This is a genomic window from Pseudomonas sp. No.21 (genome assembly GCF_054558415.1).
This window is the reverse complement of the sequence record NZ_BAAJNO010000002.1, coordinates 220,080-245,559: the sequence shown is the minus strand read 5'-3', so window position 1 is coordinate 245,559 and position 25,480 is coordinate 220,080. Positions and strand designations below refer to the sequence as shown.

Sequence of the window (25,480 nt, the reverse complement as noted above, 5' to 3'; positions counted from 1 at the left end):
ATGGTCGCGCGACTATAGCAGGCCGGCCCTGGGCCCTGGCGAGCCGGCACCGTTCGAGGCCAAGACAAAGCAGGGCAACCGCGCCTAAAATGGCCGCCAATTTCTTCCGGGGCAGCGACATGAACGATCCGCGCAAAGGCAGCGATGCCGAACCCACCACCCACTTCGGCTACCAGAGCGTTCCCGAGAGCCAGAAGGCCGACAAGGTCGCCGAGGTGTTCCACTCCGTGGCCGCCAAGTACGACCTGATGAACGACCTGATGTCCGGCGGCGTCCATCGGCTGTGGAAGCGCTTCACCATCGAGCTGTCCGGCGTGCGTCCGGGCAACCGCGTGCTCGACATCGCCGGCGGCACGGGCGATCTCACCCGCCAGTTCTCGCGCCTGGTAGGCCCGACCGGCGAAGTGGTGCTGGCCGACATCAACGCCTCGATGCTCAAGGTCGGTCGCGACAAGCTGCTCGACAGCGGCGTCGCCGGCAACGTCAGCTTCGTCCAGGCCGATGCCGAGCAGCTGCCCTTCCCCGACAACCACTTCGACGTGGTCACCATCGCCTTCGGCCTGCGCAACGTCACCCACAAGGACGCCGCCCTGCGCTCCATGCTGCGTGTGCTCAAGCCCGGTGGCCGCCTGCTGGTGCTGGAGTTCTCCAAGCCCACCAGCGGCCTGCTGTCCAAGGCCTATGACGCTTACTCGTTCAGCCTCCTGCCGCTGATGGGCAAGCTGATCACCAACGACTCCGAGAGCTACCGCTACCTGGCCGAGTCGATCCGCATGCACCCCGACCAGGAAACCCTCAAGGCCATGATGGTGGAGGCCGGCTTCGAACGCGCCACCTACCACAACATGACCGGCGGCATCGTCGCCCTGCACCGCGGCATCAAGCCCTGATGCTCACCCAGGCCCTGCTCGCCGGCGTCGAACACGGCATCAACCGCGTCCTCAGGCTCGACGGCACCGCGTTGCCACGCCTGTCGCGCCTCGAAGGCAAGGTGATCGAGATCGATTGCCAGGCCCCCGCCCTGCAGCTGTTCATCCTCCCCGGGGGCGACGGCCTGCAACTCGCGGCGAACTGGGCCGCCCCGGCCGATTGCCGCCTGCGCGCACCGGCCGCCAGCCTCCTGCGCCTGGCACTGAGCCGCGAGAAGACCGCCGTCCTGCACCGCCCGGAAGTCGAACTGGACGGCGACAGCGCCGCGCTCATGGAGCTCGCCGGCATCCTCCAGGACCTCGAGCTGGACTGGGAGTACGAACTGTCCCGCTGGCTCGGCCCGGTCGCCAGCCAACTGCTCGGCGCGCACGTCCGCAGCCGCGTCGACTGGACCACACAGAGCCTCGACAGCCTGCGCCTGAACCTCGCCGACTACCTGGCGGAGGAATCGCGCACACTGGTCGGCCAGCGTGAAGCGGATGCCCGCTTCGCCGAACTGGACCGCCTCAAGGTCGACCTCGACCGCCTCGACGCCCGCATCGGGCGCCTGACCCAGAAAAGCAAACCCAACGCATGAAGCTGCTCGCCGTCCGCCGTCTGCTGCGCATCCAGAGCGTGGTCATCCGCTACCGACTCGATGACCTGATCTTCGACCTGCCGCTGCCCTGGTGGCTACGCGCCCTGAGCTACCTGCTGCCCTGGCGCTGGTTCCCGCGCAAGCGCCTGGAGCTCTCCCGGGGTGCGCGACTGCGCCTGGCGCTGGAAGGCCTCGGCCCGATCTTCATCAAGTTCGGCCAGTTGCTGTCCACCCGCCGCGACCTGCTGCCGCCCGACATCGCCGACGAACTGGCCCGCCTGCAGGACCAGGTCCCGCCCTTCGACCCCGCCCAGGCCGTGGCACGCATCGAGGAGCAGCTCGGCGCCCGCGTCAGCGAGGTATTCGCCCGCTTCGACGTCGCCCCGCTGGCCTCCGCCTCGGTGGCCCAGGTCCACGCCGCGCAGCTGAAAAGCGGCGAGGAAGTGGTGGTCAAGGTGATCCGCCCCAACCTGCGGCCGATCATCCGCCAGGACCTCGCCTGGCTGTTCATCCTCGCCCGCGTCGCCGAGCGCCTGTCCAGCGACGCCCGCCGCCTGCGGCCGGTGGAAGTGGTCAGCGACTACGAGAAGACCATCTACGACGAACTCGACCTGCTCCGCGAGGCGGCCAACGCCAGCCAGCTGCGCCGCAACTTCGAAGGCTCGCCGCTGCTCTACGTGCCCCAGGTGTACTGGGACTGGTGCCGACCCAAGGTGCTGGTGATGGAGCGCATCTACGGCGTCCCGGTCACCGACCTGGCCACCCTCGCCGACCAGCGCACCGACCTCAAGCTGCTGGCCGAACGCGGTGTGGAGATCTTCTTCACCCAGGTGTTCCGCGACAGCTTCTTCCACGCCGACATGCACCCCGGCAACATCTTCGTCAGCACCCGCCAGCCCTGGAACCCGCAGTACATCGCCATCGATTGCGGCATCATCGGCAGTCTCACCCCCGAGGACCAGGACTACCTGGCACGCAACCTCATCGCCTTCTTCAAACGTGACTACCGCCGCGTCGCCCAGCTGCACATCGACTCCGGCTGGGTGCCCGCCGAGACCCGGGTCAACGATTTCGAGGCGGCCATCCGCACCGTCTGCGAGCCGATCTTCGAGAAGCCGCTCAGGGACATCTCCTTCGGCCAACTGCTGCTGCGCCTGTTCCAGACCGCGCGCCGCTTCAACATGGAGGTTCAGCCGCAGCTCGTGCTGCTGCAGAAGACCCTGCTCAACATCGAAGGCCTGGGCCGCCAGCTGTACCCGGACCTCGATCTCTGGAGCACCGCCCAGCCCTACCTGGAGCGCTGGATGCGCGAGCGCATCAGCCCCAAAAGCCTGCTGCACAACCTGCAATCCCAGGTCGAGCAGGTGCCGCACCTGGCCAACATGACCCGCGACCTGCTGGAGCGCATGAGCCAGCCCCACGCCGCCGACCCGCCGCCGCCCTGGCACAAGCCCCGCGACGGCCTGGCCCTGCGCCTGATCGGCGCCGCCCTGCTGGTGGGCGCCGCCACCCTCGGCCTGGAGCAGCATGCGGCGGCCTGGCCCGCCTGGCTGATGCTGGCCGGTGGTCTGTATCTGGTATTGCGCCGATAGCCAAGCCTGCGCCGGCGCTGGCACACTAACCGCCCCGGTCAGGCCACGCATGGTCGCCTGACCCGCTCGTGGAAGCACACATGAACGACTGGCTTGAACAGATCCACTGGAATGCGGACGGCCTGGTCCCGGCGATCGCCCAGGACCACAAGACCGGGCGCATCCTGATGATGGCCTGGATGAACCGCGAATCCCTGACCCTGACCGTCGCCGAGAACCGTGCCATCTACTGGTCACGCTCGCGCGGCAAACTGTGGCGCAAGGGCGAGGAATCCGGCCACGTGCAGCGCCTGCACGAGCTGCGCCTGGACTGCGATGCCGACGTGGTGGTGCTGATGGTCGAGCAGATCGGCGGCATCGCCTGCCACACCGGCCGTGAAAGCTGCTTCTACCGCGTCTTCGAAAATGGCGACTGGAAGACCGTCGACGCGGTCATCAAGGACCCCGATGCGATCTACCACGCAGGACATACGCATGAGTGACACCCTCACCCGCCTCGCCGAGGTCCTGGAGGCGCGCAAGGGCGCCGCTGCGGACTCTTCCTACGTGGCCAGCCTGTACCACAAGGGGCTGAACAAGATTCTCGAGAAGGTCGGCGAGGAATCGGTGGAAACCATCCTGGCCGCCAAGGACGCCGCCACCAGTGGCGACTGCAGCGATCTGATCTACGAAACCGCCGACCTCTGGTTCCACAGCCTGGTCATGCTCGCCGCCCTCGGCCAGCACCCCCAGGCCGTTCTGGACGAACTGGATCGTCGCTTCGGCCTGTCCGGGCACGCTGAAAAAGCCGCCCGCCAGCCTTCCGCATAACGCATTAGCCTCAGGAGCAAACCATGGGTATTTTCGACTGGAAACACTGGCTGGTCATTCTGATCGTCGTCGTCCTGGTGTTCGGCACCAAGCGCCTGAAGAACCTCGGTTCGGATGTCGGCGAAGCCATCAAGGGCTTCCGCAAGGCGATGAACACCGAGGAAGACCAGAAGGCCGAGCAGGCCGCCGCCCAGCCGCAGGCACCGCAGCCCGGCGCCCCGCTGAACCAGCCGCACACCATCGACGGCCAGGCGCAGAAGGTCGAAGAGCCGGTAGTGCGCAAGGACTGACCCAGCATGTTCGGTATCAGCTTTGGTGAACTGCTGCTGATCGGCCTGGTGGCATTGCTGGTGCTCGGCCCCGAGCGCCTGCCCGGTGCCGCCCGCACCGCCGGCCTGTGGATCGGCCGCCTCAAGCGCAGCTTCAACGCCATCAAGCAGGAAGTGGAACGCGAGATCGGCGCCGACGAGATCCGTCGCCAGCTGCATAACGAACAGATCATGGCGCTGGAGAAGCAGATCAAGGAGAGCATCGTGCCTCCCGCTGCGGAACCCGTGCCCACGCCGGCCGCCCCGCAGCCGGCGCCCGAGGCCGTGCCAGCAGTGGCGGCCGAGGCGAGCCCCGCCGTACCGGCCGCTGACGCCGTAGCGGCCAGCGCACCTGCCGTCGCGCCCATCGAACAGCCACAGCCGCCCCGCCCCCTATGAGCGATCAGAAGCCGGAAATGGACCAGGAAATGCCCCTGGTCTCGCACCTCACCGAACTGCGTACCCGCCTGCTGCGTTGCGTGGCCGCGATCTTCCTGATCTTCGCCGGGCTGTTCTACTTCGCCCAGAAGATCTACACCCTGGTCTCCGCCCCGCTGCGCCAGTACCTGCCCGAAGGCGCGACCATGATCGCCACCGACGTGGCCTCGCCCTTCCTCACGCCCTTCAAGCTGACCATGGTGGTGGCGCTGTTCCTCGCCATGCCGGTGATCCTGCACCAGGTCTGGGGCTTCATCGCGCCCGGCCTGTACAAGCACGAGAAGCGCATCGCCATGCCGCTGCTGGTGTCCAGCATCGTGCTGTTCTACGCCGGCATGGCCTTCGCCTACTTCCTGGTGTTCCCGCTGATCTTCCACTTCTTCGCCAGCGTCACCCCCGAGGGCGTGTCGATGATGACGGACATCAGCAGCTACCTCGACTTCGTCATGACCCTGTTCTTCGCCTTCGGCGTCGCCTTCGAGATCCCGGTGGCCGTGGTGCTGCTGATCTGGATCGGCGTGGTCGACGTCAGCTACCTGAAGAAGATCCGCCCCTACGTGATCATCGGGTGCTTCGTGGTCGGCATGATCCTCACCCCGCCGGACATCTTCTCCCAGACCCTCCTGGCGATCCCCATGTGGCTGCTGTTCGAGGTCGGCGTGTTCTTCGGCGGGTTGATCCGCAAGCGTGGCGACCATCCCGAGGACAGCACCGACGAGCCCGGCGACCAGCCGCCCGCCACCCAGCCGTGAACCTGCTGCTGCTCGAAGAGGGCGACCTGATCGCCCCCGATCGTGTCCTGCTGCAGGGCCGCCGCCTCAGGCACCTGCACGAGGTGCACCGCGCCGAAGCCGGTGACAGCCTGCGCGTCGGACTGCTCGGCGGCGCCATGGGCGAAGGCCGCCTGCTGAGCCTGGAGGCCGACCGTGCCGAGCTGCAGTTCAGCCTGGAGCAGGCGCCGCCAGCCAAGCTGCCGATCACCCTGCTGCTGGCCCTGCCGCGCCCGAAGATGCTCCGCCGTGTGCTGCAGACCGTCGCCGCCATGGGCGTACCGCGCCTGGTGCTGCTCAACAGCTACCGGGTGGAAAAGAGCTTCTGGCAGACCCCCTTCCTCGAACCCGCCGCCATCCGCGAGCAGCTCGTCCTCGGCCTGGAACAGGCCCGCGACACCGTGCTACCCGAGGTGGTGATCGAGAAGCGCTTCAAGCCCTTCGTCGAAGACCGCCTGCCCGCGCTGGCCGCCGGCACCCTCGGCCTGGTCGGCCACCCCGGCCCCTGGCCCGCCTGCCCGCGCGCGGTGGAGGGCCCCATCACCCTGGCCATCGGCCCGGAGGGCGGCTGGATTCCCTACGAGGTGGAAAAGCTCCAGGAAGCCGGCCTGGCTCCGGTGCAACTGGGCGAGCGCATCCTGCGCGTGGAAACCGCCGTCACCGCCCTGCTCGCCCGCCTGTTCTGACATCGCAGGCTTCAAGCCGCGCCCGGCGCTGCCGATAACCACGGAACTGCCTCGTTCGCTGGAGAAGTCCCCATGTTCCGCTGGTTCGGCAATATCAGTGTCAACCTCAAGCTGACCCTCGGCTTCGGCCTGGTACTGCTGCTCACGGTGCTCATCACCCTCACCGGCTGGCTGGCCCTGGACGCCACCCTGGAGCGCGGCGACAAGCTCGGCGCCAGCGCCAAGCTCAGCGAGATGACCAAGGACCTGCGCATCGCCCTCCAGGAGTACCAGGCCAAGCAGGAGCCGGCGACGGCCGACAAGGTCGACGCCGCGCTCGGCGCAATGGAAGCCTTCGCCCGGGAACTGGACAAGGAACTCAGCGACCCCAAGGACCACGCTCTCATCGAACAGGAGGAAGCCGCGCTCGGCGCCTACAGGCAGGCCTTTGGCCAGCTCGGCCAAGCCTACCAGGCCCGTGAGGCCTCCCGCGCGCAGCTCGGCGCCAGCGCCGATGCCGCCGTATTGGCGATCGGCGAGATCGAGCAACGCATTCTCGCCGACATCGCCCTGGACGAAGCCTCGCGCCTCGACCAGTACCGCCAGATCAGCGGACTGCGCCTCTCCGTGCAACAGGCCCGCTTCCAGGTACGCGGCTACACCTACAGCAACGACCCCAGCCTGGAGCAGGCCGCCCTCACCGCGGTGGACACGGCCCTGGCCGGCCAGGTGAAGCTCGGCGAAACCCTCGGTGAGGACGAGGACCTGGCCAAGGTCGCCACCGGCCTCAAGGCCTACCGCGCCGCCATCGGGGCCTTCCGCAGCGCCACCGACGCCACCCTGGTGCAGGCCCAGGCCATGAGCACTCTGCGCGACAAGCTGTTGCAGATCAGCAACCAGTTGTTCGAGAGCCAGTCAGCCAAGCGCGAGAGCGAATCCACCCAGACCCGCACCCTGCTGCTGGCTGCCATCGCCATCGCCCTGGCCATCGGTGTCGCCGCCGCCGTGATGATCACCCGGCAGATCGTCCTGCCCCTGCAGCGCACCCTGGCCGTGGCCGAGCGCATCGCCTCGGGCGACCTCAGCGAAGACCTCAAGGTCGATCGCGCTGACGAGCTCGGCCAACTGCAGAAGAGCATGCAGCGCATGACCCTGAGCCTGCGCGAACTGATCGGCCACATCCGCGACGGCGTCACCCAGATCGCCAGCGCCGCCGAGCAGCTGTCCGCCGTCACCGGGCAGACCAGTGCCGGGGTCAACAACCAGAAGGTCGAGACCGACCAGGTCGCCACCGCCATGAACGAAATGGCCGCCACGGTGCAGGAAGTCGCGCACAACGCCGAGCAGGCCTCCGAAGCCGCCAGCTCCGCCGACCGACTGTCCCGCGAGGGCGAGGTGGCGGTGAATGAGGCGGTCGAGCAGATGGATCGCCTGGCCACCGAAGTGGGCCGCTCCAACGAGGCCGTCGGCCGCCTCAAGCAGGAAAGCGAGAAGATCGGCAGCGTGCTCGACGTGATCAAGTCGGTGGCCGAGCAGACCAATCTGCTGGCCCTCAACGCCGCCATCGAAGCCGCCCGCGCGGGCGACGCCGGGCGTGGGTTCGCCGTAGTGGCGGACGAAGTGCGCGGCCTGGCCCAGCGCACACAGAAATCCACCGAGGAGATCGAAGAACTGATCGCCGGCCTGCAGAGCGGCACCCAGCAGGCCGCCAGCCTGATGGACACCAGCCGCAGCCTGACCGAAAGCACCGTCGAACTGACTCGCCGTGCCGGCCGCCGCCTGGGCACCATCGCCCAGGCCGTCTCCACCATCCAGCAGATGAACCAGCAGATCGCCGCAGCCGCCGAGCAACAGGGCGCGGTGGCCGAGGAGATCAACCGCAGCGTCATCAACGTGCGCGACATCTCCGAGCAGACCGCCTCGGCCAGCGAGGAAACCGCCGCTTCCAGCGTCGAGCTGGCGCGCCTGGGCAATGAACTGCAATCGATGGTCTCGCGCTTCCGCGTCTGACAAAACGGTGCCCCGAGGGTAGGATCACGCAGTCATCCTTCCCCCAAGGCCCCCGTCATGCGCCCACTGACCATCGACCTCGACGAACTGGCCTTCGCCCTCAACACCAATGGAGAAGACCTGGATCACTACCTGGATCTCCAGAGCGGCAAGGTCCTCTTGATGTACTCGGAAATTCCAGACCCCGAAGTCGCGGCCCTGCTTGAGTCCGAACCCGAGCGAATGCTGCTGATCGAGCCGATCACTTCGGCAACCGGCTTCACCATCATGGAAGACTTCATACAGACGGTGACGCAGGAGGAAATCTATCTTGCCCTCGAACAGGCCCTGTCTGGCCGGAAACCGTTCAGAACATTCAAGAACGTGCTCATGGGTTATCCGGACGTACTGCAGGCCTGGTACAGCTTCGAAGCCAATGCCATCCGGCAAATGGCGCTGGACTGGCTTGAGGAAAACGGCCTGCATCCCGCCAACGAACCTCGCGATGCATAGCCTGCAACCTCGCTGATTCGCCACACCATGAAAAAGGGCCGCATCGCGGCCCTTTCCGTTACAGCACCTGGCGCAGGAAAGCTTGCGCGCGCGGGTCCTGTGGCTGGTCGAAGAACTGCGCCGGCGGCGCATCCTCCAGCAACTTGCCCTGGTCGAAGAACAGCACCCGGTCGGCCACCTCGCGGGCGAAGCCCATCTCGTGGGTGACGCAGACCATGGTCATCCCCTCGACGGCCAGCTGCTTCATCACGTCCAGCACCTCGCCGACCATCTCCGGGTCCAGCGCCGAGGTGGGTTCGTCGAACAGCATCACCTTCGGTTCCATGCACAGGGCACGGGCGATGGCCACGCGCTGCTGCTGGCCGCCGGAGAGGCGCGAGGGGTATTCGTCGACCTTCTGCGAGATGCCGACCTTGGCCAGCAACGCCCGGGCCTTCTCCTCGCGCTCGGCCTTGCCGCGCTTGCGCACCACCTTCTGCGCCAGGCACAGGTTCTCCAGCACCGTCATGTGGGGGAACAGGTTGAAGTGCTGGAACACCATGCCCACCTCGCGGCGGTAGGCATTCACATCGGTCCTGGGGTTGGCCAGGTCGACGCCGTCGATGCTCACCGAACCGGAATCCAGCACCTCCAGGCCATTGAGGCAACGCAGGAAGGTGGACTTGCCGGAACCCGAAGGCCCGATCACCACCACCACTTCGCCACGCGCCACCCGGGTCGTGACGTTGTCGACCGCGCGCACTTCATGGCCACGGGCGTCGAAGACTTTTACCAGCTCACGGACTTCAATCACTTTGCGCAAGCCTCCGTTCCAGGCGGTTGGCGATCTGCGACAGGGGCAGGTTGATCACGAGGTAGAGCGCGGCGACGCAGAACCAGATCTCGAAGGTGGAGAAGGAAGTGGTGATCGCCTCGCGGCCGCTCTTGGTCAGTTCGGTGATGGCGATGACCGACACCAGCGAGGTGTCCTTGACCAGGCTGATGAACTGCCCGGCCAAGGGCGGCAGCACGCGCTTGAAGGCCTGGGGCAGGATCACGTGGCGCATCGACTGCCCGGCAGAGAGGCCGAGCGAGCGCGCCGCCTCGTTCTGCCCACGGGCGATGGACTGAACGCCGGCACGGACGATCTCGCCGACGTAGGCGCCGGTGAACAGCGCCAGTGCCGCCACCCCGGCGAACTCGCGGGACAGGTCGAGCACGGTGCCGATGAAGAAATAGAAGATGAAGATCTGCACCAGCAACGGCGTGCCGCGCACCAGTTCGACGTAGACGGTGGAGAGGTCACGCAGGGTGGGGTTCTGCGACAGCCGGCAGAGGCCGGTGAACAGGCCGATGGCCAGGCCAAAGGCACCGGACAGCACGGAGATCCACAGGGTGGTCCAGAGGCCCCACAGCAGCGGGCCGGCGGCCCAGTGGCGGGTCACCCCGACGACGTCGCCCTCGGCCACGTCATCCCCCTGGGAGATTTGCAGGCTGTCCCTGGCGACGACCAGCTGCTGCTCCTCGCCCGCATCGTTGACCAGCGTCACCCGGGCGTTCGCGCCCTCCTCGGTGATGCTGTCGACCCGCGCATACTCGGCGGCGCGCTGGGCCTCTTCGGCGTGGTAGGCGAAGTACTGGGGCACCCGGTTCCAGCGCCACTCGTAGGAGATCAGGGAGGTTGAGTACCAGAGGCCGTAGGCGACCACGACCAGGATCAGGCCGGTCAGTACGTGCCAGGGCCAGGTGCGACGTTGTTTTCTAGTCACGGGCTATCTCTTGCATGGCGGGAGGCCATAGAAGGCAAAAAGGCAGGCCCGGCCTCGTGAGCCGGAACCTGCCGTCTGCAGCGTGAAGCGTCGGGGCTTCGCGGCTGCGGTTACTCCATATCCTTCAGCCAGGCGGTGTTCTTGAACCACTTGGCATGGATGCGATCGTAGGTGCCGTCCTTCTGGATCTGGTGCAGCCAGTTGTTGATCCAGTTGATGCTGTCGTAGTCACCCTTCTTCAGGCCGAAGGCCAGGGGCTCGTAGGTGAAGGGCTCCTCCAGGTACACCAGCTTGCCGGCGCCGGCCTTGTTCACCGCGACCACGTTGTAGGGCGCGTCGTAGATGAAGGCGTCGGCCTTGCCGTTGACCACGTCCATCACCGCTTCCTGCTCGTTGTCGAAGCCGTTGTACTTGGCCTTGGCGATCAGCTTCTTGGCGACCATCTCGCCAGTGGTGCCGATCTTCGAGGTGATGCGGTACTGGGCGTCGTTCAGGTCCTTGTAGGACTTGATCTTGCCTTCCAGCTCCTTGCGGATCAGCAGCGTCTGGCCGACCACGATGAAGGGCTCGGAGAAGTTGACGCGCAGGTTGCGCTCCTGGGTCAGGGTCATGCCGGAGCCGATCATGTCGAACTTGTCGGTCAGCAGGGCCGGGATGATCCCGTCGTAGCTGGTGGAGACCAGTTCCAGCTTCACGCCCATCGCCTTGGACATGGCCTTGAGCAGGTCGACTTCGAAGCCGACGATCTCGCCACGCTTGTTGGTCATCTCGAAGGGCATGTAGGTGGGGTCCATGCCGACGCGCAGGGTGCCGCGCTTGACCGCATCATCGACGACGCCAGCGTGGGCCAGGCCGGTGACGGCGCAGGCGGAGAGCAACAGGGACGCGAGAAGCTTCTTCATTCTTACTCCTGGTTGGGCAGATCGTTATTGTGTGCAGCCCACGGACCTCGGGCAGGCGCAGAATGCTAACCGCCCGAACCGTGGATGGCGAGTCAGAGGCAAGAAGTACGCCAGAATCGGACGGGTGGCGGGTGAAGCCTAGCTTTCCAGGAGGAAGGTGACCGGCCCGTCATTGACCAGGTGCACCTGCATGTCGGCACCGAAGCGCCCGGTGGCCACCTGCGGGTGCTTGAGGCGCGCCTGCTGCACCAGGTAGTCGAAGAGCTCCTCGCCCAGGGCGGGCGGCGCCGCGCTGGAGAAGCTCGGGCGCAGGCCGCTGCGGGTATCGGCGGCGAGGGTGAACTGGGAGACAAGCAAGAGGCCGCCGCCGACCGCGCCGAGGGAGAGGTTCATCTTGCCCTCGGCGTCACTGAACACCCGGTAGTTGAGCAGCTTGTGCAAGAGCTTGTCGGCGCTGGCCTGGCTGTCCTGGGGCTCGACGCCCACCAGCACCAGCAGGCCCCGGTCGATGGCGCCGACGGTTTCGCCGGCGACGTCCACGCGGGCTGCGGAGACCCGCTGCAGGAGGCCCTTCATCAGGCCTCGTCTTCCGGCGGCAGGTCGAGCAGGCGGCGGGCGATCTGGTCGGTGGCGCGCACCAGCGCATCGGTGATGCCCGGCTCGGATGCGGCATGGCCGGCGTCACGGACGATCTGCAGCTCGCTGTTGGGCCAGGCCTGGTGCAAGGCCCAGGCGTTGTCCAGCGGGCAGATCACGTCGTAGCGGCCATGCACGATGATCCCCGGCAGGTGGGCGATCCTGTGCATGTCGCGCAGCAACTGGTTGGGCTCCAGGAAGGCATCGTTGACGAAGTAGTGGCATTCGATGCGGGCGATGGACAGGGCGCGCATCGGCTCGCTGAAACGTTCCACCACCGGGCCGCTGGGGCGCAGCGTGGCGGTGCGGCCCTCCCAGGTGGACCAGGCCTTGGCCGCGTGCATCTGGGCGATCTGGTCGCTGCCGGTCAGGCGCTTGTGGAAGGCGTGCAGCAGGTCGCCCTGCTCGTCGGCCGGGATCGGCGCGACGTAGTCCTCCCAGTAGTCTGGGAACAGGCGGCTCGCGCCTTCCTGGTAGAACCAGGTGATCTCCTGCGGACGGCAGAGGAAGATGCCGCGCAGGATCAGCGCATGAACGCGCTCGGGGTGCTTCTGCGCATAGGCCAGCGACAGGGTCGATCCCCAGGAGCCGCCGAACAGCACCCACTTGTCGATGCCCAGGTGCTCGCGGATCAGCTCGAGGTCGGCGACCAGGTCCCAGGTGGTGTTGTTCTCCAGGCTGGCATGGGGCGTCGAACGGCCGCAGCCACGCTGGTCGAAGGTGACGATGCGATAGAGGTTGGGATCGAAGAACCGGCGGCTCATGGCATCGCACCCGGCCCCCGGGCCGCCGTGGATGAACACCACCGGCAGGCCGTCGGGCGAACCGCTCTCGTCGACATACAGCACATGCGGTTCGTCCACCGCCAGCTCATGGCGGGCGTAGGGCTTAATCTCCGGATACAAAGTCTGCATTCTGGGCTCCGATACTGTGCGTAAGCTCGACCCCTTGCGGGTCTGCGCCACCTGTCCTGCCGGGCATCATAACGAGGAAAAGGGAGTTAGGCATGTCACCTGGGAAGATGATTTTCGCGCTCGCGCTGATTCTGCTCACGCTCACCGGTTGCGGCCGGGACGATCCCGCCGCCGCGCTGGATTCCGCCGTGCAGCAACTGCAGGACAACCTCGAAGCGAAGAAGACCGGAGCGGTGCTCGACCAGTTGCACCCGCAGTTCACCGCCCAGCAGGAATTCGACCGCGAATGGGCCAAGCGCACCATGACGCTGCTGTTCCTGCGTCACAAGAATGTGCGCATCCTCGCCCTGGGCAAGGCCAACCGCATCGATCCGACCTACAGTACCAAGGGCTACACCGAGGCCCAGGTGGGGCTTGCCGGCGCCGAGGGGCTGATCCCCGATGCCGCGCGGCACTACGCCGTGAAGCTCGAATGGTGGCTGGAGGACGGCGAATGGAAGCTGGCACGACTCGACTGGCAATGACGCCCAAGCTGCAACACCGCATCCGTGCCGCCGGCCTGCTGGTGGAGGCCGGCCGCATCCTGCTGGTCAAGCACGTGGTCGGCGACGACACCTACTGGATACCGCCGGGCGGGGGCTTCGAGTCCGACACCGACGCCTCCACCCGCGACACGGTGAGGCGCGAGTTCTTCGAGGAGACCGGGCTGGTGGTGGACGTCGGCCCGCTGGTGTACGTCCGCGAGTTCGCCGAGCCGGCGATGGGCCGCTTCCACATGGAGCTGTTCTACCGCATCGATGCCCGCCACGGCGAACCCACCCTGGCCAACCTCAAGGGCCTGGGTGGCGACGAGTTCGACATCCGCGAACTGGCCTGGATCAGCCGCGAGGAACTGGCCGCCCTGCCCTTCTACCCCGCCGAGCTGCTGGACGACGCCTGGGATCGCCTCGCCCCCGCCCTGCCGACCATCCGCCATCTCGGTTTGCAGACCTAGCCCGCGAAATCATTCGCGAAAAAGCGACCGGAGGGCTGAAGCGGAGCGCCGCCCGGCCCACCCTACGAGAGTGCCGCTCCGGCCATCGATGGGATTCGCTGCGCTCTTCCCATCCTACGAAAGCCCTTCACCGCATGCCCCTGTAGGGGCGAATTCATTCGCCCAAGGGCCGCGAAGTGGCCCCGGACCGCAACTATTTCCCGTACCGCTCCCGCCCCCAGGCGAGCATCGCCAGCAGCAGTTGGCGGATGACCTTGCGGGTGGGCACGGCGAGGTCTTCGCGGAAGGCGAAGGGTTCGACTTCGTTCATGTAGGTGCGCTGGGCCAGTTCCAGCTGCACGGCGTGGATGTGCTGGTCGGGCTGGCCATAGTGGCGGGTGATGTGGCCGCCCTTGAAACGCCCGTTGAGCACATGGCTGTAGCCCTCGGCGCGAGAGCAGACGCTGACCAGCGCATCGGCCAGGCCGGGGTCGCAGCTGGCGCCGGCATTGGTGCCGAGGTTGAAATCCGGCAGGTGGCCATCGAACAGGCGCGGGATGAAGGCGCGGATGGAATGGGCGTCGAACAGCAGCGCATAGCCGAACTCGCGCTTGAGCCGCGCCAGCTCCTGGGCGATATGCCGGTGGTAGGGCGCCCAGATGCCCTCCAGGTAACCGGCGCGCTCCTCGGCCGAAGGCTCGCATCCCGCCCGGAACAGCGGCTGGCCATCGAACATCACGTCGGGGAACAGGCCGGTGGTGGCGGTGGCGTAGAGCGGCGTGTCGTCGGCCGGGCGGTTGAGGTCGATGACGTAGCGCGAGTAGTTGGCCGCCAGCAGCCCGGCGCCCAGCTCGGCGGCGAAGTCGTAGAGCAGCGGGATGTGCCAGTCGGTGTCGATCAGCGAGCGTGCGCCGTCGACCAGGCCGGCCTCCACCGCCGGGGTCAGGCGGGTGCCGGGGTGCGGCATGCTGATCAGCAGCGGCACGCGGCCGGGGGTGAAGTCGAGGACGTTATCCAAGGTCGATCTCCTGTCCGTGGCGCACCACCCGCTTGGGCAGGTCGCCGCCGAGCCAATAGGCCAGTTGCGCCGGGCGCTCGATGTCCCAGGCGACGAAGTCGGCGAGCTTGCCCGCCTCCAGGCTGCCGCAGCGCCCGGCCAGGCCCAGGGCGCGGGCGGCGTTGAGGGTGACGCCGGCCAGGGCCTCTTCGGGGGTCAGGCGGAACGAGGTGCAGGCCATGTTCAGCATCAGCCGCAGGGACAGCGCCGGCGAGGTGCCGGGGTTGAGGTCGCTGGCCACCGCCATGGCCACGCCGTGGCGGCGCAGGGCCTCGATGGGTGGCAGCCGGGTCTCGCGCAGCAGGTAGAAGGCGCCGGGCAGCAGTACGGCGACGGTGCCGGCGGCGGCCATGGCGATGGCGTCTTCCTCGGTCATGTACTCCAGGTGGTCGGCCGACAGCGCGCCATAGCGCGCCGCCAGGCTGGAGCCGTGCAGCGACGACAGCTGCTCGGCGTGCAGCTTGACCGGCAGGCCAAGCCCGCGCGCGGCCTGGAACACCCGCTCGACCTGGGCCGGCGAGAAGGCCAGGTGCTCGCAGAAGGCGTCCACCGCATCCACCAGGCCTTCACCGGCCAGTTGCGGCAGGATCTCGGTGCATACCCGCTCGATGTAGTCGTCGGCACGCCCGGCGTATTCCGGCGGCAGCGCATGGGCGGCGAGGCAGGTGGTGGTCACCGTCACCGGCAGCACCTCGCCCAGGCGCCGGGCGACCCGTAGCATCTTGCGCTCGCTGGCCAGGTCCAGGCCGTAGCCGGACTTCACCTCCAGGGTGGTGACGCCATCACGCAGCAGCTGCCGGGCGCGCGTCACCGCGCTGGCCAGCAGCTCATCCTCGCTGGCCTCGCGGGTGGCGCGCACGGTGCTGGCGATGCCACCGCCCTTGGCGGCGATCTCGGCGTAGCTGACGCCCTCCAGGCGCTGCTCGAACTCGGCGCTGCGGTCGCCGCCGAACACCAGGTGGGTGTGGCAGTCGATCAGCCCCGGGGTGACCCAGGCGCCGCCCAGGTCGATGCGCTCGGCGCCGGTGGTATCGGGCGCCTCGGCCAGCGGGCCGACCCAGCGGATCAGCTCGCCTTCGGTGAGCAGGGCGCCGTCCTCGATCATCGAGTAGCGCCCGCCCTGCAGGGTGGCGAGACGGCAGCCGTGCCAGAACCTCTTCATTGCAATCCTCCTGTCCGTGCGGAAATCGTCTCCAGGGCCGGCCCCTCGCGCAGCAACGCCACGGCGGCGCCGATATCGGGGGCCAGCCAGCGGTCCTCCTCGAAGGCCGGCACCCGCTCGCGCAGCAGCGTTCGGGCCGCCGCGGTGCCGACGCCGGTGGCCAGCTCGCCGAGGAACTCCTGGGCCTGCGCCGCCAGCAGGTATTCGATGGCCAGTATCTGCCGGCAGTTACCGAGGGCCCGGCCGAGCTTGAGCGCGGCACTGGTGCCCAGGCTGAGGTGGTCTTCCTGCAGGGCCGAGGTGACGAAGTTGTCCACCACCGCCGGTTGCGCCAGGTGGCGGTTCTCGCCGGCCAGGGCGGCGGCCACGTACTGCAGGATCATCATCCCCGAGTTGACCCCGGGGCGGCTGACGAGGAAGGCCGGCAGGCCGCTGACCAGCGGGTTGACCAGGCGATCCAGGCGCCGCTCGGCGATGCCGCCCAGCTCGGCGACGGCGATGGCCAGCAGGTCGGCCGCCATGGCCACGGACTCGCCGTGGGGGTTGGCCTGGGAGATCACCCGGTAGTGGTCCGGCGTGCCCAGCACCAGCGGGTTGTCGTTGGCGGAATTGAGCTCGGTCTCCACCTGCCGCGCGGCGTGGTCGAACTGGTCGCGGCAGGCGCCGTGCACCTGCGGGATCGAGCGGATGCTCAGGGCGTCCTGGGTACGCAGGCCCTGGCTGGCGGCGATCACTTCGCTGCCGGCGAGCAGCGCGCGCAGGTTGGCGCCGACCTTCTGCATGCCCGGGTGCGGCTTGAGTTCGAGTATCGCCGGGTCGAAGGCGGCGAGCTGGCCGCGCAGGGCCTCGAAGCTCATGGCGCCGATCACGTCGGCCCAGCGCAGCAGGTGCTCCAGGTCGGCCAGGGCCAGGCAGGCCAGGCCGGTCATGCAGGGCAGGCCGTTGACCAGGCAGAGCCCGTCCTTGGCCCCCAGCTGCAGCGGTTGCAACCCTTCGGCGGCCAGCGCCTGGGCGGCCGGCACCACAGCGCCGCGATGGCTCACCTCGCCGACGCCCAGCAGGGCGATGCCGACATGGGCCATGTGGGTCAGGTAGCCCACCGAGCCCTGGGACGGCACGCGCGGGGTGATGCCGCGGTTGAGCAGGTTGAGCAGCCCTTCCACCACCTGAGGCTGCAGCCCGGACTTGCCCTGGCTGTAGTTGGCGATGGCGCAGCAGATGATGGCGCGGGTCTGCTCGTCCTCCAGCACCGGGCCGACGCCGCAGGCGTGGCTGAGCAGGGTGTTGCGCGACAGCGCGGCGAGCTGGTCGCCCTCCAGCAGGATGTCGCTCAGGGCCCCCAGGCCGGTGCTGATGCCATAGGCGCGCTCGCCACGCTCGACGATGCGGCGGACGATGGCGTGGGCGTTGTCGATGCGCGCCCAGGCTGCCGGGGCCAGCTCCAGGCGCCGGCCGCCACGGGCCACATCGACCACGTCGCGCCAGCGCAGCGGGCCGTTGCCGAAGACGGTGGTTTCGAGGGTGGTGCTGCTGGTCTTCACGGTATCCATGCCGCCCTCACAGGTTGGCCACGCGGCGCTGGACGAAACGGTCGACGTAGTCGTCAGCGGGCTGGTGGAGGATTTCCTTCGGCGCGCCGACCTGGATCAGCTGGCCGTCCTTAAGGATGGCGATGCGGTTGCCGATGCGCACCGCCTCGTCGAGGTCGTGGGTGATGAAGACGATGGTCTTGTTCAGGCCCTTCTGCAGCTCCAGCAACTGGTCCTGCATGTCGGCGCGGATCAGCGGGTCGAGGGCGCTGAAGGCTTCGTCCATGAGGATGATGTCGGTGTCCGCCGCCAGCGCCCGGGCCAGGCCCACGCGCTGGCGCATACCGCCGGACAGCTGGTGCGGGTAGGACTTCTCGTAGCCGGCCAGGCCGACCGTGGTGATCCAGTGCTGGGCGCGCTCCTGGCACTGCGCCTTGCTCTCGCCGCGCACCTTGAGGCCATAGGCGACGTTGTCCAGCACGCTCTTGTGCGGCAGCAGGCCGAAGCTCTGGAACACCATGCTGATCTTGCGCCGACGGAAGTCGCGCAGGGCCTGCATGTCGTAGCGCAGGATGTCCTCGTCATCCACCAGGATCTCGCCGCTGGTGGGGTCGATCAGGCGGTTGAAGTGGCGCACCAGGGTGGATTTTCCCGAGCCGGACAGCCCCATGATGACGAAGATTTCCCCCGCCTCGATGGACAGCGACAGGTCGTTGACCCCCACCACGCAGCCGGTGGCGGCCAGAACCTCGGCCTTGCTGCGCCCCTGGCGGATCAGCGCCATGGCCTCCTCGGCGCGCGGACCGAAGATCTTGTAGACGTTCTTCACCTGGATCTTGCTCATTGGCTGGCCTCGTGGCGGGAGCGGCCGTAGGCCTGGGTGATGCGGTCGAAGACCACGGCGAGGATGACGATGGCCAGGCCGGCCTCCAGGCCCTTGCCGACGTTGAGCGTCTGGATGCCGATGAGCACGTCCTCGCCCAGGCCACGGGCCCCGATCATGGAGGCGATCACCACCATCGACAGCGCCATCATGGTGGTCTGGTTGACCCCGGCCATGATGCTCGGCAGCGCCAGCGGCAACTGCACGCCGAACAGCTGCTGCCAGCGGTTGGCGCCGAAGGCGTTGACCGCCTCCATCACCTCGCCGTCCACCTGGCGTATCCCCAGGTCGGTGAGGCGGATCAGCGGCGGCGCGGCGTAGATCACCGTGGCGAAGATGGCCGGCACCTTGCCCAGGCCGAACAGCATCAGCACCGGGATCAGGTACACGAAGCTGGGCATGGTCTGCATGATGTCCAGCAGCGGCATCAGCAGCGCCCGCAGGCGGTTGCTGCGCGCCGAGAGGATGCCCAGCGGGATGCCGATCAGCACCGAGATGAAGGTGGCCACCAGCATCAGCGCCAGGGTCTGCATGAGCTTGTCCCACAGCCCCACCGCGCCTACCAGGAACAGCAGGCCGGTGATCACCAGGGTCGGCAGGACGCGGCGGGTGGCGTGCCAGGCGATGGCCGCCACCAGCGCCAGCATCAGCCACCAGGGCGTGGCGCGCAGCAGCCACTCCAGGTTGACGATGGCCCACAGCAGGGTGTCGGAGATGTGCCGGAACACATCCCCGTAGTTGGTCACCAGCGCATCGACCCAGCCATTGACCCAGTCGGCGATGGAAAATGTGAAGCGTTCGGGAAACATCGGGAGCTCTCCGGGTGAGTGGATGCGCGGGTGCCGTCAGGCGTCAGAGCGATGCGTCGACCTTCTTCGCCGCATCCTCGCTGACCCAGGCGTGCCAGATTTCCGGGTGCTCCTTGAGGAAGGCCTTGGCCAGCTTGTCCGAGGCGATCTTCTCCTTGGCCATGCGCGCCAGATTCTGGTTCAGCAGGTCGATGGGCAGGTTGACCTTCTTGAGCATCTCCACCAGCTCCGGCGCCTCGTCGTGGAAGGTCTTCGACAGGCCCACCTGGATGGTCACGCGCTTGTCGACGCCGGGCTTCTCGTCCAGCTTCACCAGGTCGGCCTGGCCCATCAGCGGTGTCGGCGACCAGTAGTAGAAGAGGATAGGCTCGCCACGGCGGTAACTGGACAGCACCGCGGCATCCAGCGCCGGGCCGGTGCCGGGGCGGAAGTTGGTGAATCTGTCCTCGAGGCCGTACTCCTTGAGCATCTCGCTGTTCTCCAGCTCGCAGGTCCAGCCGGCCGGGCAGTTGTAGAAGCGGCCCTTGGACGGCTCTTCCGGGTCGCGGAACAGCTCGGCGTACTGGCCCAGGTCGGCGATGGCCTTGAGCGTCGGCGCCTTGGCTTCCAGGCCGCGCTTGGCGTCACCCTCCACCAGGTAACGCGGCACGTACCAGCCTTCCACGGCACCGACGATCGGTGCGCCCACGCCCACCACCTTGCCGGCCTTCTCGGCCTTGTTCCAGGCGTCGCTGCGGCCGATCCACTCCTCGGCGAAGATCTGGATGTCGTTGTTGCCCAGGGCCTGCTCCATGGTGATGGAGTTGCCCGGCAGGCTGTCGGTCTCGCAGCCGTAGCCTTGCTTGAGGATGACCTGCAGCAGGTCGGTGAGCAGCATGCCGCTCTCCCAGTTGAGGCCGGCGAACTTCACCGGCTTGCCGGCTCCGCACCAGCTTTCGGCCTGGGCGGTCCCATGGCCCGCCAGCAGTCCCACGGCACACACCAGGCCCAGCACTTTCTTGTTGAATCGCATGTTCCGACGCTCCTCGAACTTGGTAAGGGTTAAGGCAGAGCAAATGCCCGGAGGGCAGGCCATCGGCTTCCGGGCAGGAAACCGGCCAGAGCCGGTTCCCGTACGTCGGCGACGACGAATTCTCGTGGATGGCGGGTTCGCCCAGGCGCCCCGCTCATCCCGCGTACGACCACTCAGTCATCCAGACTCAACACGGACGGCATCTCCTGCCGCCCCTCACCAGCGCCCGGCCGCACCCAGATGAACCAGGCGATGACCAGCAGGGCGATCCACACCGCGCCTACCTGCAGCGCGGCCTCACAGCGGTCACCGCTCCAGGCGGTGACCTGACGGATTGAAGTCCCCCCTACAGCACCATCGCCGCCACCCAGCCGAAGGCCAGCAAAGGCAGGTTGAAGTGCAGGAAAGTCGGTATGACGGTGCCCCATATGTGATCGTGCTGGCCGTCGGCGGCCAGCCCCGCCGTCGGCCCCAACGTGGAGTCGGACGCCGGCGACCCGGCATCGCCCAGGGCCGCAGCGGTGCCCACCAGGGACAGGGTCGCCAGAGGCGAGAAGCCGAAGCCTACGGCCAGCGGCACGTAGATGGCGGCGATGATCGGCACGGTGGAAAAGGACGAGCCGATGCCCATGGTGATCAGCAGCCCCACCACCAGCATCATGAACGCCGCCAGGGCGCGGTTGCCGCCCACCAGTTCGGCGGAATGGGCCACCAGGGACTGGATTTCGCCGGTGGCCTTCATCACCCCGGCGAACCCCGAGGCGGCGATCATGATGAAGCCCACCAGGGCCATCAGCCGCATGCCCTGGAGGAAGACCCCGTCCTGTTCGTTCCAGCGGATCACCCCGCTCATGGACACCAGCGAGAACCCCACCAGGCCACCGAACACCATCGAGCCGGTCCAGAGCTGCACCACCAGGGCCAGTACCAGCGCCAGCAGCACCATCGCCGATTGCCGGCGGGACAGGCGCGCCGGGGCCTCCCCTTCCTCGCCCGCGACCGGACGGTCGGCATAGGCGCGGGGCTGGCGGTAACTCCAGAGCAACGCCAGAGCCAGGCCGAAGACCATGCCCAGCGCCGGAATCAGCATGGCCACCGGCGCCATCTCGCGGGACACCAGTTGACCACTGCCGGCGCCGTTGATGTTGGCCACCAGGATGTCGTTGAGGAAGATCGCGCCGAAGCCCAGGGGCAAGGTCATGTAGGTGGTGGTAATGGCGAAGGTGATGGCACAGGCCACCGCCCGGCGATCCAGTTGCAGGCGGTTCATCACGTGCAGCAGGGGCGGCACCAGCAGTGGGATGAAGGCGATGTGCACCGGCACCAGGGTCTGCGAGGCGATGCCCGCCAGCACCATGGACAGCAGGATGGCCCATTTGATGAAGCGCCCGCCGCCCTCGCCCAGCCGGTCGGTGAGGTTGGCGGACAAGCGCTGGGACAGGCCGGTACGGGACAACGCGATGGCGAAGGCCCCCAGCGTCGCGTAGGCCAGGGCCACGGGGGCGCCGCCGCCCAGGCCTTCGTTGAAGGACTTCACCACGGTTTCCATCGGCAGGCCGGCAAACAGCCCGCCCACCAGCGCCGAGGCGATCAGGGCGAAGACCACCGAGACCCTCAGCATGCACAGTGCAACCATGACCAGCACGGCCAGGATGATCGCGTTCATAACCACTCCTTGTTCTTGTTGTGTCAGGCGGGCCGAGCGCACGGCCCGCTGGGGTGAGTTCAGAGGCTCGGCAGCAGGCCCTCCGGCATCAGCGCATTGAGGCAACCGCTGGCCAGCAGCGCGCTGGCGGCCTCGATGTCCGGGGCGAAGAAACGGTCCTCCTGGTAGTAGGGCACCTGGCCCCGCAGCAGGGCGCGGGCCTCCTCCAGCTTCGGCGAGCTCTTCAGCCCTTCGCGGAAATCCAGGCCCTGGCAGGCGCCCAGCCACTCCACGGCGAGGATGCCGCGCACGTTCTCGGCCATGGCCCAGAGGCGCTTGCCGGCGTTCGGCGCCATGGAGACGTGGTCTTCCTGGTTGGCCGAGGTGGGCAGGCTGTCGACGCTGTGCGGATGCGCCAGCGCCTTGTTGTCGCTGGCCAGGGCGGCAGCGGTGACCTGGGCGATCATGAAGCCGGAGTTGACCCCGCCGTTGGCCACCAGGAAGGGCGGCAGCTGCGACATGTGCTTGTCCATCATCAGTGAGATGCGCCGCTCGGAGAGCGAGCCGATCTCGGCGATGGCCAGGGCCAGGTTGTCGGCGACCAGGGCCACGGGCTCGGCGTGGAAGTTGCCACCGGAAACCACGTCACCCTGTTCGGCGAACACCAGCGGGTTGTCGGAAACGGCGTTGGCCTCGACCTCCAGCACCTCGGCGGCCTGGCGCATCTGGGTCAGGCAGGCGCCCATCACCTGCGGCTGGCAGCGCAGGGAATAGGGGTCCTGCACCTTGTCGCACTGGGCATGGGAGCGCGCCACCTCGCTGCTCTCGGTGAGCAGCGAGCGGTAGGCGGCGGCGACGTCGATCTGCCCGCGCTGGCCCCGGGCGGCATGGATGCGCGCATCGAAGGGCGCCCGCGAGCCAAGCATGGCCTCGACGCTGAGCCCGCCACAGACGGCGGCGGCGGCGAACAGGTCCTCGGCCTCGAACAGCCCGCGCAACGCGTAGGCGGTGGAGGCCTGGGTGCCGTTGAGCAGGGCCAGGCCCTCCTTGGCGGCGAGGGTCAGCGGCTCCAGCCCGGCGATGGCCAGGGCCTCGGTGGCCGGCAGCCACTGGCCCTTGTGGCGGGCGCGGCTCTCGCCGAGCAGCAGCAGGGACATGTGCGCCAGGGGCGCGAGGTCACCGGAGGCGCCCACCGAGCCCTTGAGCGGGATGTGCGGGTAGACCTCGGCGTTGATCAGGGCGATCAGCGCGTCGATCACCTTGCGACGGATGCCGGAGAAGCCACGGGCCAGGCTGTTGACCTTGAGCAGCATGATCATCCGCACCAGGGCGTCGTCCAGTGGCTCGCCGACACCGGCGGCATGGGACAGCACCAGGGAGCGCTGCAGCTTCTCCAGGTCCTCGCGGGCGATGCGGGTGGAGGCCAGCAGGCCGAAGCCGGTGTTGATGCCGTAGGCGGTACGGTCCTCGGCGATGATCCGCTCGACGCAGGCGACGCTGGCCTCGATAGGCGCGTCGGCGCTGGCGTCCAGGCTCACGCGCACCGGCCCGAGATGGACCTGGCGCAGCTGGGCCAGGGTCAGTCGGCCGGGCAGAAGATGGAGGTCGAACATGCTCATTCCCCCTTGCCGATCATCGGCAGGTTGAGGCCCTGCTCGCGGGCGCAGTCGATGGCGATCGGGTAGCCGGCGTCGGCATGGCGCATCACGCCGGTGCCCGGGTCGTTGGTCAGCACGCGGGCGATGCGCGCGGCGGCCTCGTCGGTGCCGTCGCAGACGACGACCATCCCCGAGTGCTGGGAGAAGCCCATGCCCACGCCGCCGCCATGGTGCAGCGACACCCAGGTGGCGCCGCTGGCGGTGTTCAGCAGGGCGTTGAGCAGCGGCCAGTCGGACACGGCGTCGGAGCCGTCGGCCATGGCTTCGGTTTCGCGGTTGGGGCTTGCGACCGAGCCGGAGTCGAGGTGGTCGCGGCCGATGACGATGGGTGCCGACAGCTCGCCGCTGCGCACCATCTCGTTGAACGCCAGGCCGAGCTTGGCGCGCTGGCCCAGGCCGACCCAGCAGATGCGCGCCGGCAGGCCCTGGAAGGCGATGCGTTCGCGGGCCATGTCCAGCCAGCGGTGCAGGTGGGCATCGTCGGGGATCAGCGCCTTCACCTTGGCGTCGGTCTTGTAGATGTCCTGCGGGTCACCGGACAGCGCCGCCCAGCGGAACGGGCCGACGCCGCGGCAGAACAGCGGGCGGATATAGGCCGGGACGAAGCCGGGGAAGTCGAAGGCATTGGCCACGCCTTCTTCCTTGGCCATCTGGCGGATGTTGTTGCCGTAGTCGAAGGTGGGAATGCCCTGCTTCTGGAAGTCGAGCATGGCCTGCACGTGCACGGCCATGGACTGCTTGGCGGCCTTGACCACGCCGGCCGGGTCGCTCTGCGCGCGGTCGCGGTACTCCTCCCAGGTCCAGCCGGCCGGCAGGTAGCCGTTGAGCGGGTCGTGGGCGCTGGTCTGGTCGGTGACCATGTCCGGACGCACGCCACGGCGCACCAGCTCGGGGAGGATCTCGGCGGCGTTGCCGTGCAGGGCGATGGAGATGGCGCGGCCTTCGGCGGTGTAGGTGGCGATGCGCGCCAGGGCGTCATCCAGGTCCTTGGCCTGCTCGTCGACGTAGCGGGTCTTCAGGCGGAAGTCGATGCGGCTCTGCTGGCACTCGATGTTCAGCGAGCAGGCGCCGGCCAGGGTCGCGGCCAGGGGCTGGGCGCCACCCATGCCGCCGAGGCCGGCGGTGAGCACCCAGCGACCGGCAAGCTTGCCGTCGTAATGCTGGCGGCCCGCCTCGACGAAGGTTTCATAGGTGCCCTGGACGATGCCCTGGCTGCCGATGTAGATCCAGCTGCCGGCGGTCATCTGGCCGTACATGGCCAGGCCCTTGGCATCCAGTTCGTTGAAGTGTTCCCAGGTCGCCCAGTGCGGCACCAGGTTGGAGTTGGCGATCAGTACGCGCGGGGCGTTGGCGTGGGTCTTGAACACGCCGACCGGCTTGCCGGACTGCACCAGCAGGGTCTCGTCCTCGTTCAGTTCCTTGAGGGTGCGGACGATGGCGTCGTAGCACTCCCAGTTGCGCGCGGCACGGCCGATGCCGCCGTACACCACCAGCTCCTTGGGGTTCTCGGCCACTTCCGGGTCCAGGTTGTTCATCAGCATGCGCAGCGGCGCTTCGGTCAGCCAGCTCTTGGCGTTGAGCTGGGTACCGCGCGGGGCGCGGATCTCGACATCACGGAATTTGGTCATGGCAGGCTCCTGGGAGGCGTGGGGTGCAGAGGGACGGGAATCGTGCCCGGATATCTACACACATATGAACTTGTACATACAAGCATATGCAAGTGGAAGGCCAGTTCGGCGAAACAGGCTTCAGCTGCTCGCACAGAACCCCTGGAAGCAGCGAACGACACGGGCCTCGGCAGTGGGCGGAGAATCGATGACGAGCAGAAGGGAAAGTAGCCGACCTGTTACCGGGGCGCGCTTGTGGGGCGAAGCGCAGCGTTTCATGCACGCTAATGGGGCGTTCGGTAACGCAGCGGGGAACAGGAGGAGGGAAACGCAGGCTGGGCCGGGAGGCGTTT

General features: G+C 67.7%; 27 protein-coding genes and 1 pseudogene. 14 read left to right on the top strand and 14 right to left on the bottom strand.

The window, feature by feature from the left end:
- Window positions 1–119: 119 nt before the first annotated feature.
- From ubiE to ACYJSS_RS03815, 12 genes and pseudogenes are all read left to right on the top strand, one after another.
- Window positions 120–890, top strand: a complete 771-nt coding sequence (gene ubiE, locus ACYJSS_RS03870) for a bifunctional demethylmenaquinone methyltransferase/2-methoxy-6-polyprenyl-1,4-benzoquinol methylase UbiE (protein WP_111262836.1) — start codon at window positions 120–122, stop codon at window positions 888–890.
- Window positions 890–1,507, top strand: a complete 618-nt coding sequence (locus tag ACYJSS_RS03865) for a ubiquinone biosynthesis accessory factor UbiJ (protein ID WP_111262813.1) — start codon at window positions 890–892, stop codon at window positions 1,505–1,507. The genes ubiE and ACYJSS_RS03865 overlap by 1 nt, the downstream gene beginning before the upstream one ends.
- Window positions 1,504–3,099: a ubiquinone biosynthesis regulatory protein kinase UbiB gene (gene ubiB / locus ACYJSS_RS03860; RefSeq protein WP_111262812.1), complete on the top strand. Its 1,596-nt coding sequence runs from the start codon at window positions 1,504–1,506 to the stop codon at window positions 3,097–3,099. The genes ACYJSS_RS03865 and ubiB overlap by 4 nt, the downstream gene beginning before the upstream one ends.
- 80 nt (window positions 3,100–3,179) lie before the next feature.
- On the top strand, window positions 3,180–3,581 hold the full coding sequence (hisI, locus tag ACYJSS_RS03855; protein ID WP_111262811.1) for a phosphoribosyl-AMP cyclohydrolase: 402 nt from the start codon (window positions 3,180–3,182) through the stop codon (window positions 3,579–3,581).
- Window positions 3,574–3,909 (top strand): phosphoribosyl-ATP diphosphatase, encoded by a 336-nt coding sequence (locus ACYJSS_RS03850; RefSeq protein ID WP_111262810.1) that lies wholly within the window; start codon window positions 3,574–3,576, stop codon window positions 3,907–3,909. Before hisI ends, ACYJSS_RS03850 begins: the two co-directional genes overlap by 8 nt.
- Window positions 3,910–3,932: 23 nt before the next feature.
- Entirely contained in the window at window positions 3,933–4,199 is a 267-nt protein-coding gene (locus ACYJSS_RS03845) for a twin-arginine translocase TatA/TatE family subunit (protein ID WP_111262809.1), read from the top strand.
- Window positions 4,200–4,205: 6 nt separating this feature from the next.
- Window positions 4,206–4,616, top strand: coding sequence for a Sec-independent protein translocase protein TatB (tatB, locus tag ACYJSS_RS03840; protein ID WP_111262808.1), 411 nt, complete (start codon window positions 4,206–4,208; stop codon window positions 4,614–4,616).
- Window positions 4,613–5,407: a twin-arginine translocase subunit TatC gene (gene tatC, locus ACYJSS_RS03835; RefSeq protein ID WP_111262807.1), complete on the top strand. Its 795-nt coding sequence runs from the start codon at window positions 4,613–4,615 to the stop codon at window positions 5,405–5,407. The genes tatB and tatC overlap by 4 nt, the downstream gene beginning before the upstream one ends.
- Window positions 5,404–6,111 (top strand): 16S rRNA (uracil(1498)-N(3))-methyltransferase, encoded by a 708-nt coding sequence (locus tag ACYJSS_RS03830; protein ID WP_111262806.1) that lies wholly within the window; start codon window positions 5,404–5,406, stop codon window positions 6,109–6,111. The genes tatC and ACYJSS_RS03830 overlap by 4 nt, the downstream gene beginning before the upstream one ends.
- Before the next feature lie 72 nt (window positions 6,112–6,183).
- A pseudogene (locus ACYJSS_RS03825) lies at window positions 6,184–7,197 on the top strand (methyl-accepting chemotaxis protein); the annotation flags it as partial.
- A gap of 30 nt (window positions 7,198–7,227) precedes the next feature.
- Entirely contained in the window at window positions 7,228–8,100 is an 873-nt protein-coding gene (locus tag ACYJSS_RS03820) for a methyl-accepting chemotaxis protein (RefSeq protein WP_373874581.1), read from the top strand.
- Window positions 8,101–8,157: 57 nt separating this feature from the next.
- Window positions 8,158–8,592 carry a UPF0158 family protein gene (locus ACYJSS_RS03815; protein WP_111262804.1) on the top strand — a complete coding sequence of 145 codons (435 nt, stop codon included), beginning with the start codon at window positions 8,158–8,160 and terminating at the stop codon, window positions 8,590–8,592.
- Between the two features lie 58 nt (window positions 8,593–8,650).
- Here the strand turns inward: ACYJSS_RS03815 and ACYJSS_RS03810 are convergent, their stop codons facing one another.
- From ACYJSS_RS03810 to pip, 5 genes are all read right to left on the bottom strand, one after another.
- Window positions 8,651–9,385, bottom strand: coding sequence for an amino acid ABC transporter ATP-binding protein (locus tag ACYJSS_RS03810; RefSeq protein WP_111262835.1), 735 nt, complete (start codon window positions 9,383–9,385; stop codon window positions 8,651–8,653).
- Window positions 9,378–10,340 (bottom strand): amino acid ABC transporter permease, encoded by a 963-nt coding sequence (locus ACYJSS_RS03805; RefSeq protein WP_111262803.1) that lies wholly within the window; start codon window positions 10,338–10,340, stop codon window positions 9,378–9,380. The genes ACYJSS_RS03810 and ACYJSS_RS03805 overlap by 8 nt, the downstream gene beginning before the upstream one ends.
- Window positions 10,341–10,450: 110 nt before the next feature.
- Entirely contained in the window at window positions 10,451–11,242 is a 792-nt protein-coding gene (locus ACYJSS_RS03800) for a transporter substrate-binding domain-containing protein (protein ID WP_111262802.1), read from the bottom strand.
- Between the two features lie 138 nt (window positions 11,243–11,380).
- Window positions 11,381–11,818, bottom strand: a complete 438-nt coding sequence (gene dtd / locus ACYJSS_RS03795; protein WP_111262801.1) for a D-aminoacyl-tRNA deacylase — start codon at window positions 11,816–11,818, stop codon at window positions 11,381–11,383.
- Window positions 11,818–12,792: a prolyl aminopeptidase gene (gene pip / locus ACYJSS_RS03790; RefSeq protein WP_111262800.1), complete on the bottom strand. Its 975-nt coding sequence runs from the start codon at window positions 12,790–12,792 to the stop codon at window positions 11,818–11,820. The genes dtd and pip overlap by 1 nt, the downstream gene beginning before the upstream one ends.
- A 92-nt stretch (window positions 12,793–12,884) precedes the next feature.
- On the opposite strand from pip, the gene ACYJSS_RS03785 reads away from it, so the two are divergent.
- Together ACYJSS_RS03785 and ACYJSS_RS03780 are read left to right on the top strand one after the other, a co-directional pair.
- The gene (locus ACYJSS_RS03785; RefSeq protein WP_111262799.1) at window positions 12,885–13,316 is read left to right on the top strand and encodes a hypothetical protein; all 432 of its coding nucleotides are present in this window, start codon (window positions 12,885–12,887) and stop codon (window positions 13,314–13,316) included.
- Complete coding sequence (locus ACYJSS_RS03780; protein ID WP_111262798.1) at window positions 13,313–13,786, top strand: NUDIX domain-containing protein; 474 nt, start codon at window positions 13,313–13,315, stop codon at window positions 13,784–13,786. Before ACYJSS_RS03785 ends, ACYJSS_RS03780 begins: the two co-directional genes overlap by 4 nt.
- Before the next feature lie 193 nt (window positions 13,787–13,979).
- Here ACYJSS_RS03780 and hutG read toward each other — a convergent pair whose 3' ends face one another.
- From hutG to hutU, 9 genes are all read right to left on the bottom strand, one after another.
- Complete coding sequence (gene hutG / locus ACYJSS_RS03775; protein ID WP_236204354.1) at window positions 13,980–14,783, bottom strand: N-formylglutamate deformylase; 804 nt, start codon at window positions 14,781–14,783, stop codon at window positions 13,980–13,982.
- Window positions 14,776–15,984, bottom strand: coding sequence for an imidazolonepropionase (gene hutI / locus ACYJSS_RS03770; RefSeq protein ID WP_236204355.1), 1,209 nt, complete (start codon window positions 15,982–15,984; stop codon window positions 14,776–14,778). The genes hutG and hutI overlap by 8 nt, the downstream gene beginning before the upstream one ends.
- Window positions 15,981–17,534 carry an HAL/PAL/TAL family ammonia-lyase gene (locus ACYJSS_RS03765; protein ID WP_236204356.1) on the bottom strand — a complete coding sequence of 518 codons (1,554 nt, stop codon included), beginning with the start codon at window positions 17,532–17,534 and terminating at the stop codon, window positions 15,981–15,983. Before ACYJSS_RS03765 ends, hutI begins: the two co-directional genes overlap by 4 nt.
- A 7-nt stretch (window positions 17,535–17,541) precedes the next feature.
- The gene (locus ACYJSS_RS03760) at window positions 17,542–18,357 is read right to left on the bottom strand and encodes a quaternary amine ABC transporter ATP-binding protein (protein WP_173171091.1); all 816 of its coding nucleotides are present in this window, start codon (window positions 18,355–18,357) and stop codon (window positions 17,542–17,544) included.
- Window positions 18,354–19,205 (bottom strand): ABC transporter permease, encoded by an 852-nt coding sequence (locus tag ACYJSS_RS03755; RefSeq protein WP_111262793.1) that lies wholly within the window; start codon window positions 19,203–19,205, stop codon window positions 18,354–18,356. Before ACYJSS_RS03755 ends, ACYJSS_RS03760 begins: the two co-directional genes overlap by 4 nt.
- 43 nt (window positions 19,206–19,248) lie before the next feature.
- Window positions 19,249–20,217: an ABC transporter substrate-binding protein gene (locus tag ACYJSS_RS03750; RefSeq protein WP_111262792.1), complete on the bottom strand. Its 969-nt coding sequence runs from the start codon at window positions 20,215–20,217 to the stop codon at window positions 19,249–19,251.
- 346 nt (window positions 20,218–20,563) lie between these two features.
- Window positions 20,564–21,883 (bottom strand): Na+/H+ antiporter family protein, encoded by a 1,320-nt coding sequence (locus ACYJSS_RS03745; RefSeq protein ID WP_236204357.1) that lies wholly within the window; start codon window positions 21,881–21,883, stop codon window positions 20,564–20,566.
- A 59-nt stretch (window positions 21,884–21,942) separates the two neighbouring features.
- The gene (gene hutH / locus ACYJSS_RS03740) at window positions 21,943–23,475 is read right to left on the bottom strand and encodes a histidine ammonia-lyase (protein WP_236204358.1); all 1,533 of its coding nucleotides are present in this window, start codon (window positions 23,473–23,475) and stop codon (window positions 21,943–21,945) included.
- Window positions 23,476–23,477: 2 nt separating this feature from the next.
- Window positions 23,478–25,148 (bottom strand): urocanate hydratase, encoded by a 1,671-nt coding sequence (hutU, locus tag ACYJSS_RS03735; protein ID WP_111262789.1) that lies wholly within the window; start codon window positions 25,146–25,148, stop codon window positions 23,478–23,480.
- Window positions 25,149–25,480 lie beyond the last annotated feature (332 nt).